Source organism: Flagellimonas abyssi, assembly GCF_019457905.1.
GTDB classification, from domain to species: domain Bacteria; phylum Bacteroidota; class Bacteroidia; order Flavobacteriales; family Flavobacteriaceae; genus Flagellimonas; species Flagellimonas abyssi.
This window is the reverse complement of sequence record NZ_JAHZSV010000002.1, coordinates 1-9,589: the sequence shown is the minus strand read 5'-3', so window position 1 is coordinate 9,589 and position 9,589 is coordinate 1. Positions and strand designations below refer to the sequence as shown.

At 43.2% G+C, this 9,589-nt stretch carries 7 protein-coding genes; 4 read left to right on the top strand and 3 right to left on the bottom strand.

Annotated elements, in window-relative coordinates; genetic code table 11:
- Positions 1-36: 36 nt before the first annotated feature.
- From K1F36_RS02420 to ppdK, 3 genes are all read right to left on the bottom strand, one after another.
- Entirely contained in the window at positions 37-1,767 is a 1,731-nt protein-coding gene (locus K1F36_RS02420; protein ID WP_220112388.1) for an alpha/beta hydrolase-fold protein, read from the bottom strand.
- 59 nt (positions 1,768-1,826) lie between these two features.
- A complete protein-coding gene (locus K1F36_RS02415; protein ID WP_220112387.1) occupies positions 1,827-2,708 on the bottom strand; it encodes a cation diffusion facilitator family transporter in 882 nt (293 codons plus the stop codon).
- A 112-nt stretch (positions 2,709-2,820) separates the two neighbouring features.
- The gene (gene ppdK, locus K1F36_RS02410) at positions 2,821-5,541 is read right to left on the bottom strand and encodes a pyruvate, phosphate dikinase (protein WP_220112386.1); all 2,721 of its coding nucleotides are present in this window, start codon (positions 5,539-5,541) and stop codon (positions 2,821-2,823) included.
- A 321-nt stretch (positions 5,542-5,862) separates the two neighbouring features.
- Between ppdK and K1F36_RS02405 the strand changes: the two genes are divergently transcribed.
- The 4 genes from K1F36_RS02405 (at position 5,863) to K1F36_RS02390 (ending at position 9,451) form a co-directional block, all read left to right on the top strand.
- Entirely contained in the window at positions 5,863-6,465 is a 603-nt protein-coding gene (locus tag K1F36_RS02405) for a YceI family protein (RefSeq protein WP_220112385.1), read from the top strand.
- 35 nt (positions 6,466-6,500) lie between these two features.
- Positions 6,501-7,763: a hypothetical protein gene (locus tag K1F36_RS02400; RefSeq protein WP_220112384.1), complete on the top strand. Its 1,263-nt coding sequence runs from the start codon at positions 6,501-6,503 to the stop codon at positions 7,761-7,763.
- A 90-nt stretch (positions 7,764-7,853) separates the two neighbouring features.
- A complete protein-coding gene (locus K1F36_RS02395; RefSeq protein ID WP_220112383.1) occupies positions 7,854-8,441 on the top strand; it encodes a YceI family protein in 588 nt (195 codons plus the stop codon).
- 188 nt (positions 8,442-8,629) lie between these two features.
- A complete protein-coding gene (locus tag K1F36_RS02390; RefSeq protein ID WP_258538915.1) occupies positions 8,630-9,451 on the top strand; it encodes a sugar phosphate isomerase/epimerase family protein in 822 nt (273 codons plus the stop codon).
- The last annotated feature ends 138 nt before the right edge of the window (positions 9,452-9,589 follow it).

Below are 9,589 nucleotides of genomic sequence, written 5' to 3'. Positions count from 1 at the left end.
TCAAAGTAATGGGGGCAAAAAAGCCCCCATTTTTTATTATTGATACCTCCAGCTGGTCAAATCTGCGCCTTGCGGTGCACTTTCGGCAATTCGTTTCATGATCTTAGGGACGTACATCGAATTGTACCGTAATCTACTGATGGCATTGGGTTGGTCGGGGTCTCCGTTCCAGCAATGCTCTGCACGGTCCCCGTACAATACTTCTCCATCATAATAAGGCTCGGTAGTGCTTTCCAGAAAGTCCTCCATCAAATACACGGCGTTGTTCAGATAATAATTGTCCATGTCACCACAATAGATATGGATTTTACCTTTGAGCTGCGGTCCGAGCTTTTCCCAATCCCTTTCCAGTATATGGCGAAGGTCATAGTTCTCTTTCCAATACTCAGCCACTTCGTGGTCTATATCCCCTGTCATTTTATCCCAAATCCGAACGGGATAACCATCATCGCCCTGCGGGGAATAAGTGGCTTCCCAAATATCCCATTGTTGCCCTGAACGTGATTTGTCACCCAATACGAGTTCCAAATGGTTGCCCTGTCTTAAGGTAGACTGTATATCGCCCAAATAATTTCGATGGGAAGGAACCTCCAGCTTTTTGTGAGCGGAATCATAATAGTAGGCATTCTCATCTTCATAAATGTTGGTAAGGCAGTATGCCCTAAAATCGATAGGGTCCGGGCAGGCGGCAAAGCAACCGTTGTATTCCTCCGGATATTTGACCTGAACGGCAAGGGCTTCCCAACCCCCTGTGGAACCTCCATATAAAAACCGCGACCATCCTTCACCCATGCCTCTGAACTGTTTTTCGATTTCTGGGATGAGCTCGTAGGTAATGGCGTCACCATATGGACCTTGGCTGGCCGAGTTCACCGCATAAGAATCATCATAGTAAGGGGTAGGATGCTGTATCTCGATAATAAGGAAGCGTGGGAAATCGGGCTCGTTCCATCTTTGATAAAAATCGTAAGCTTCTTGTTGTTGTATGATGTTGTATCCTTCCAAATCAAAACGGGCAGAATATTCCGGTTTTAGGTTCGGGTCTGGCGGTGTGGTCCTAAAACCGCCAAAGTCACTGGGAAAATGTCCATGAAATACCATCAACGGATACTTGGCTTCGGGATGCTCGTCAAAACCTTTCGGCAGAAGAACATGCGCCCCCAAATACATGTCCCGTCCATAGAAATCCGATAATTTTTCGGACTTGATTTTAATATGCTTTATCCACTCGGTATCCTCGGGTTCTGGAATGGGAGGAATTTCTTGATCCATCACAATCGAAACATTTTCAATACCATTGTCACCGATGGTGACCTTAAAAGGTTTGCTGTACAAATTACCGGGCGAAGTGTTCCAGTGCTGGCCTTCGCCATTATCCATGGGCAGCTTTACGGTATGTCCTGTAGATAAATCAAAAGTTTCATAAATATGCAACAGCGCTTGTGCTTGGTATTCTCCGGGAGGCACGTTATCTAGGCTAGGGTAGGGGTACCCAAAAATGGATTCATCAAAAGTAATGGGTTGCCCCGGTGCCATAGCTTCGACGTTCATTCCGAAAATGAGTTGGGTATTGAGTCCATCGTTGATTTGAAATCGAGGTTCTTTTGAATCGTCGTTTGAAAGCATCAACAACAATCGTCCATCTTTGTTTTCGGTGCTAACGGATTCATCAAAACTAACGGCGATGTCAAATTTTGATTTTTCTGGCTGTCCACAGGATATCACCAAAAGTGCGATACAGGAAAATAAAAGGGAAATTCTGGTCATAACGGTCGGATTAGAGTAAAAAGATAGCTCATTTGACCGATAGACCAAACTGTAACGTATTATTTATAAGTGTATTGGTCCGGTTCTATATGAATGAGTACATGCCCAAGGTTTGGAATTACCTTACGTAAATGATCTTTTAGGGCATGGGCGATCCAATGTCCCTTTTCCACGGATATATCCCCACTTACGATAGCATGAAGATCTACATGGTATTTCATTCCTGATTTTCGGATAAAGCATTTTTCCGTACCCAATATACCCTTTACCTCCAGCGCCCTTTGTCTAATTTCTTCGATGAGGTCATCATATTGGTGTTCGTCCATGATTTCACCAAGTGCAGGTCTGAAAATCAAATAACTGTTGTAAAGGATGAATGCTGAAGCCAAGAGTGCAGCCCAATCATCCGCGGTTTCGTAGCCTTCACCAAATATGAGTGCTATCGAAATGCCCAGAAAGGCCATTACAGAGGTGATGGCATCGCTTCTATGGTGCCAAGCATCCGCTCGCAGTGATGAACTCTGTGTCTGTTTACTTTTTCTTATGACTATCTGGAACGAAATTTCCTTCCAGATAATTATACCCGTCAATACGAACAAGGTCCATGGTTCCGGGACTTTATGCGGCGTCTGTATGTGTTGAATGCTCTCGTAGGCGATTATGGTTGCCGAGGTCACCAAAAATGCCACAACGATAAACGTAATGAGCGGTTCTATCTTCCCATGTCCGTAAGGATGGTTTTCATCCGGGGGCTTTTCCGCATATTTGAACCCTAGAAGGACCAAGGCAGATGAAAAAATATCCGTAGTGGACTCAATGGCATCCGCAATCAAGGCGTATGAGTTTCCAAAAAATCCTGCAGCCCCTTTGACCAGTGCCAGTGTTATGTTACCGGCAATGCTGAAGTATGTTGTTCGGACCGCAGTTTTTTCGTTGGTCATGTTTTTCTCCGCTTGCATGGGACAAAGAACGCAAATTACTTATGAAAATCCCCGGCACCCTATAAAATAAAGCGTCGGGGATTAAAAAACAGAATGGTTAGGTATTTGCCAGTTATGCTATTGCTGCTTGTGCCGCTGCAACCCTCGCAATGGGTACCCTAAAGGGTGAGCAGCTCACATAGTTCATTCCCACTTTTTGGCAGAAGCCAACAGAACTTGGTTCGCCACCATGTTCGCCACATATGCCTACTTTTAGGTTGGCCCTAGTCATACGTCCCCGTAGGGTTCCAAGTTCCACCAATTGTCCTACGCCTTCTTGGTCCAATACTTCAAATGGATCTTCTTTTAAAATACCTTTTTCAAGATAGGTGGGCAAGAACTTGCCGGAATCGTCCCTAGAGTATCCAAACGTCATTTGGGTAAGGTCATTTGTTCCAAAAGAGAAGAAGTCTGCTGTTTCGGCAATCTTGTCCGCTATCAAGGCTGCTCTTGGTACCTCGATCATGGTACCTACGGAATATTCCACGGTATCCTTTCTCTTTTTAAAGATATCTTGCGCAACTGTATCGATTATGGCCTTTTGCTGTTTGAATTCTTCCACGGTTCCTACCAAAGGAATCATAATTTCGGGCTTCATGTTGATGCCATCTTTCTTCACATTGAGGGCAGCCTCCAAAATTGCCTGCGTCTGCATTTCAGTGATTTCTGGGTATGAATTTCCCAATCTACAGCCACGATGGCCCATCATCGGATTAAATTCTTCCAGTTCCGCCACTTTTCCTTTCACAGCGGCCAAGGAAATGTGCAGCTCTTCTGCCAACTCCTTTTGTGTGGCCAATTGATGGGGCACAAATTCATGTAACGGTGGATCCAATAACCTCACGGTAACGGGAAGACCTTCCATGGCCCTAAAAATTCCCTCAAAGTCCTTACGTTGCATAGGGAGCAGCTCTTTAAGGGCCTGTTTCCTGCCTTTTATGGTGTCCGCCAAAATCATTTCACGCATGGCTTTGATTCGGTCCACCTCGAAGAACATATGCTCGGTACGGGTAAGCCCGATTCCTTTTGCCCCAAAGTTTCGTGCGATAAGCGCATCTTTGGGCGTATCGGCATTGGTTCGGACCTCCATGGTGGCATAACTGTCAGAGAGTTCCATTAATTCGGCAAATTCGCCACTCAATTCAGGTTCCTTTGTCGCAACCTTTCCTTCCAGGATATTTCCGGTAGAACCATTGATGGAAATCCAGTCGCCTTCGTGATACTCGTGGTCGCCGACTTTTAAAGTCCGGGTCTTATAGTTGATCTTGAGAGCACCTGCACCTGAGACACAACATTTTCCCATACCTCTGGCAACAACGGCAGCATGGGAAGTCATACCTCCACGGGCCGTTACGATGCCCTTGGCAATGTTCATGCCTTCCACATCTTCGGGAGATGTTTCCACACGTACCAAAATACTGTTCTTGTATTTGCTGGCCTCATCAGCAAAGAAAACGATCTGTCCTGTGGCCGCACCGGGAGAGGCGGGGAGTCCTTGGGCGATCACATCTGCTTCTTGCAAGGCTTCTAGGTCAAAGATGGGGTGGAGAAGTTCGTTCAGTTTATTGGGCTCTATGCGCATTAGGGCCGTTTTTTCATCTATGGAACCTTCTTTGAGCAAGTCCATGGCGATCTTTACCATTGCAGCTCCAGTACGTTTACCATTACGGGTTTGCAAAATCCATAGTTTGCCCTGTTGTATGGTAAACTCCATATCCTGCATATCTTGGTAATGTGTTTCAAGCTTATTTTGATACTCGAACAGTTCCTTGTAAATGTCGGGCATGAGCTCTTCTAGGGAAGGATAACTTTCTTTGCGTTCCTCTTCTTCCACCTGTGCCAATTTGGCCCAACGTTGAGAACCCAGCAATGTGATCTGTTGTGGTGTGCGGACACCGGCCACAACATCCTCGCCCTGGGCATTGATCAAATATTCACCATTGAACTTGTTTTCCCCGGTTCCGGCATCCCTGGTAAAGCAAACTCCTGTACCGGAATCCTCGCCCATGTTTCCGAAGACCATGGCCTGTACGTTAACGGCGGTTCCCCAATCTTCGGGATATCCGTGCATTTTTCTGTAGTATATCGCCCTATCCCCGTTCCAACTGTCAAACACCGCTGCAATGGCTCCCCAAAGTTGGTCCCAAGGATTATTGGGGAAGGGCTCTCCTGTTCTTTTTTTAACGATGTCCTTGAAGTCATACACCAAATCCTGAAGGTCTTGAACGGTAAACTGGGTGTCCTGCTCAATTCTTCTTTTGTCCTTTAAGTGGTCGATGATTTCCTCGAAAGGGTCAAGGTCGTCCTTGGATTCTGGTTTTAGTCCCATCACCACGCTGCTGTACATTTGAATGAACCTTCGGTAGGAATCCCAAGCAAATCTTTCATTTCCGGTCATTTTGATGACACCTTTTATGGATTCATCATTAAGTCCAAGATTAAGCACGGTATCCATCATACCGGGCATGGAGACCCTTGCACCAGAGCGGACGGATATCAATAATGGGTTCTCATCATCGCCAAATATGGCCCCCATGGTTTCTTCAATATGATTTATGGCATTCCTTACTTCGGGCTCTATGCGATCAATGACCGCATCACGTCCCTCTTCATTATATTGTGTACAAACTTCAGTTGTAATGGTAAAGCCGGGAGGTACAGGAATACCGATTCGGCTCATTTCGGCCAAGTTGGCGCCTTTGCCCCCAAGCAGGTTCTTCATATCGCGTCCACCATCTGCCTTTTTATTGCCAAATGAGTATACGCTGAGCTGTTTTTCTACAAGTGTGTCCATATGTATATCTATTAAAGATTGATATGTGTTAAAATTGATACGTAAAAGTAGTGGCTGGAAGAAGGTTAGAATATGATAAAAATCAGCCTTTTGGCTCTGAGGAGAAGTCAAAGTTCACTCTTGGGAAAATCGCTGGACAAACACGATCGGTTGAATGATTTTTGTATACCACAGAAATGATTAATCCAACTTTTTTTAGAAAAAGAAAGAAAATTTTGACGGTTCTGCTGTTAAAAACCAACCATTTAGGAAAAACCTGACATATATCATCTTTTAGGAAAACTCAGTAATAGATCTTTGACCCAACAAAAACCAAAAACTATGCAATATCATACATCACATCGACAATCGCTTTTAAAGGCAGCTATCCTTTGGATAACATTTACTCTGGTTCCCTTGGCACTTTCAGCACAAAGTTTTAAGCTGAACAACGGGGAAGGTGAAGTTAAAGTGACAGGAACTTCTACCCTGCATGATTGGGAAGAGGTTGCGGAGCAAAAATCAGGCTTGATTGCTTTGGACAATACCGGAGAGCTTCCAAAAATCACCTCCCTAAAGTTTACAGTGGTGTCCGAAAGTTTAAAAAGCGGTAAGGGTGCCATGGACAAGAATACCTATAAGGCTTTGGAGACAAAAGATCACAAGGAAATAGTATTTGAGCTCAAAAGCGTGAAGAGTATATCTCCGGTGACATCAGCTTCCAACAAATACAAAGTGGTCGCTACAGGTAACCTGACCATTGCAGGAAGCACAAATACAATAGACCTTCCTTTCAATTTGACCATTAATGATGGAAAGGTGTTGCTGGAAGGTAAGAAAGGCCTAAAAATGACCGATTATAAAATTGATCCTCCTAAAGCTCTTTTGGGCACTATCACTACCGGTGATGAAATAGAGGTTCACTACAACACAATTTGGAAATAATTTAATCTTAATACTCAACTAATAAATATACAACGATGAAAAAATACACAAAATACGGATTATTAGCTGCTGCTTTCTTAGTAGGCCTTATGGGATATTCCCAAAACCGACAACTGGATAATTTTAGATCTCCTGACAAAAATGGAGTGAATGTATTTGAAGCTCCAAAAGATACAGTTTCCACCTTTGATGGCATTAAAGTTAGGGTAGGGGGATCATCCACGTTACAATTTCAAGCTATTGATCATGAGAACTCTGGAGCTGTGGAACTTATTCCAATCGGCGATAACTTTAACCTAGCAACCGCCAACTTGGATTTGGACGTGGCATTGGCCAAGGGTGTGAGAATGCACTTAAGAACTTATTTATCATCTCGTCACCACCCAGAGCCATATGTTAAAGGAGGTTATTTTCAAGTAGATAATTTGGACTTTATCAGCCCTGGATTCTTGGAAGAAGCCATGAAGTATTTGACCATTAAAGTGGGTCATATGGAAAACAACTACGGTGATGCGCACTTCAGAAGAACCGATAACGCCCAAGCCATGCACAACCCATTTGTTGGTAACTTGATCATGGATGCGTTTACCACAGAGGTGGGTGGTGAAGTTTACTTCAGAAAAAATGGATTCATTGCCATGTTTGGACTTTCCAATGGTAAGTTGAACCAAGCGGTGAACAATCCAGAAACCACTGGAGCTTCAATCTTGGCAAAACTAGGGTATGATGCCCAAGTTAGTGAGGATTTGAGGTTGAGACTTACAGGTTCCATGTACAGTACAGGCAAATCAGGTAACGTATACCTTTACAGTGCGGACCGTTCAGGCTCTAGATACTACTTGGTAATGGAGGACACTGAGGCATCAACCTCTGGTAACTTTAGATCAGGTAGATACAACCCCGGTCTTAGAAATGAGATTACCGCCTTTATGATCAACCCGTTTGTGAAATATAAAGGATTGGAGTTCTTTGGAACCTTTGAGACAGCTTCAGGAAAGGCAGATGCCGAAACAGATGACAGAACCGCCACTCAATTGGCAGGTGAACTGATCTACAGATTTGGGGGCACAGAGAACTTTTTCGTAGGTACCCGTTACAATACCGTGACATCCGATGACCCATCAGGATCAGAGATTACCATTGACAGATTCCAATTGGGCGGAGGTGTATTCTTGACCAAGAACATCTTGGCCAAAATAGAATACGTAAACCAACAATACGATGGTTATGACACCACAAGTATTTTCCACGATGGTGAGTTCAAAGGACTTTTATTGGAAGCTGTCATCAGTTTCTAACCGATACAATTGATTTTAAAAGGGCCTGGGACAGCAATGTCCTAGGTCTTTACCCTTAAAACTAGTATTTTAGTTATCATGTTGACCTCAATGCCACATATCACAAAAACTATATTCTTCGGATTGCTTTTTTTTATCGGGCTAAGCTTCAACGACCCCGAAAGAGAAACCAAGGTGAGGGTAGCCTCGGAAAGCGAGGTGGTGATTTCGGGCACTACCAATGTAAATCAGTTCAGCTGCGTATACAATTTGGAGGAACTGGAAATGCCCATCCGTTTGATCTACGATGAAAAATCCGAGCATATCGTCTTTAAAAATGCGGAGCTGAAATTAGTGAACGATTGTTTTGATTGTGGCGGAAAGGCCATCAACAAGGATTTTAAGGAATTGCTCAAAACAAAACGTCACCCAAAGGTAAACTTGAAACTACTCTACGTAGACCCTCCTGCAGCAAATAAAGGAAGGGTAGATGTAGGTTTGGAGATAGAAATAGCAGGTGTTAAGCGTACTATTGAGACTCAGCTCTATTGCGAACAAACAAAAAACATTCAAGTTAAGGGAACCTTGGAGCTCAAATTGAGTGACTTTGAACTGGAACCGCCCAAAAAAATGCTGGGCATGATTAAGGTGGACAACGAAATCAAGGTTAATTTAGCCATACGAATGAGTGAGATATAGAATTATCTGTTTTTTCTGGTATTGAAGAATCCGTTGAGTAGCTAATTACTTAACGGATTTTTTAGTTTTACCCACATTTCATAAAATCAATAATCAGTATCTTGTAACCACATAGAAACTAAAATTAACTTCAAACTTTAATAATGAAAGAAAGAATTATTACAAAAGGGATTCTTGCCCTGGCCTCAATGTTTTTCGCTACTACATTTTATGCTCAAGAGAACTTTGGTGGACTTGCCCTTTATACCGTGCGAGAAAATATGGGAGAAGATGCCAAGGCAACCTTGCAGAAAGTTGCGGATGCCGGTTATGCTTATATTGAAGCGGCAGGTTATGCGGATGGAAAATTTTATGGAATGGACCCCCAGGATTTTAAATCGTATGTAGAGAGTATTGGATTAACTCCTGTCAGCACGCACATGGGAGGTGTTACGTTGGAAAATGCTGATCAGCAGATAGCGGATACAAAGGCAGCTGGGTTTGAATATTTCACTATTCCGGTACCACCTATGGGAATGTTCACTTTTGACCCTGAGAGCCGTACTATGGGTATGAAAGGTACCATGGAGGACTTTACTGAAATTTTGACCACAATCGGGAAAAAATGCGAAGCTGCAGGCTTAAAACTCCTTTATCACAACCATGACTTTGAGTATAAGGACAATGAAGATGGGATAAAGCCTATTGTCTACTTGTTGGAGAATACCGACCCTAAGTATGTGAACTTCCAAATGGATCTGTATTGGGTTACCAGAGCGGAAGCAGACCCGGTATCCTATTTTGAAAAATATCCAGGCAGATTTAAACTATGGCATGTGAAGGATATGGATGAAGAAGGAAAATTTGCTCCTGTAGGTGAGGGTACTATAGATTTTAAAAGAATTTTGGATAAAAAAGACATATCTGGAATGGAAAAGTACTTTGTTGAACAGGATATGACATGGGACAAGAAACCTTTGGAAGTAATCAAAATCAGCCATAAAGGATTGAAAGAGATAGGATTTAAGTAAAAGAGTTGGTAACCGATTGTAAAAGACTTTTGATAAAAAAGACAAGAAATCAAAAAAATATTTTTTACAATCGGTTACATTAGTATCTTTGCACCCGCAAACTTTGGTCGCGTAGCTCAGCTGGATAGAGCATCTGCC

Excerpts from the sequence above, each read along its gene's own strand:
- K1F36_RS02415 (WP_220112387.1), bottom strand. The coding sequence starts at position 2,708 with ATGACCAACGAAAAAACTGCGGTCCGAACAACATACTTCAGCATTGCC.
- K1F36_RS02405 (WP_220112385.1), top strand. The coding sequence starts at position 5,863 with ATGCAATATCATACATCACATCGACAATCGCTTTTAAAGGCAGCTATC.
- K1F36_RS02400 (WP_220112384.1), top strand. The coding sequence starts at position 6,501 with ATGAAAAAATACACAAAATACGGATTATTAGCTGCTGCTTTCTTAGTA.
- ppdK (WP_220112386.1), bottom strand. The coding sequence starts at position 5,541 with ATGGACACACTTGTAGAAAAACAGCTCAGCGTATACTCATTTGGCAAT.
- K1F36_RS02390 (WP_258538915.1), top strand. The coding sequence starts at position 8,630 with ATGTTTTTCGCTACTACATTTTATGCTCAAGAGAACTTTGGTGGACTT.
- K1F36_RS02395 (WP_220112383.1), top strand. The coding sequence starts at position 7,854 with ATGCCACATATCACAAAAACTATATTCTTCGGATTGCTTTTTTTTATC.
- K1F36_RS02420 (WP_220112388.1), bottom strand. The coding sequence starts at position 1,767 with ATGACCAGAATTTCCCTTTTATTTTCCTGTATCGCACTTTTGGTGATA.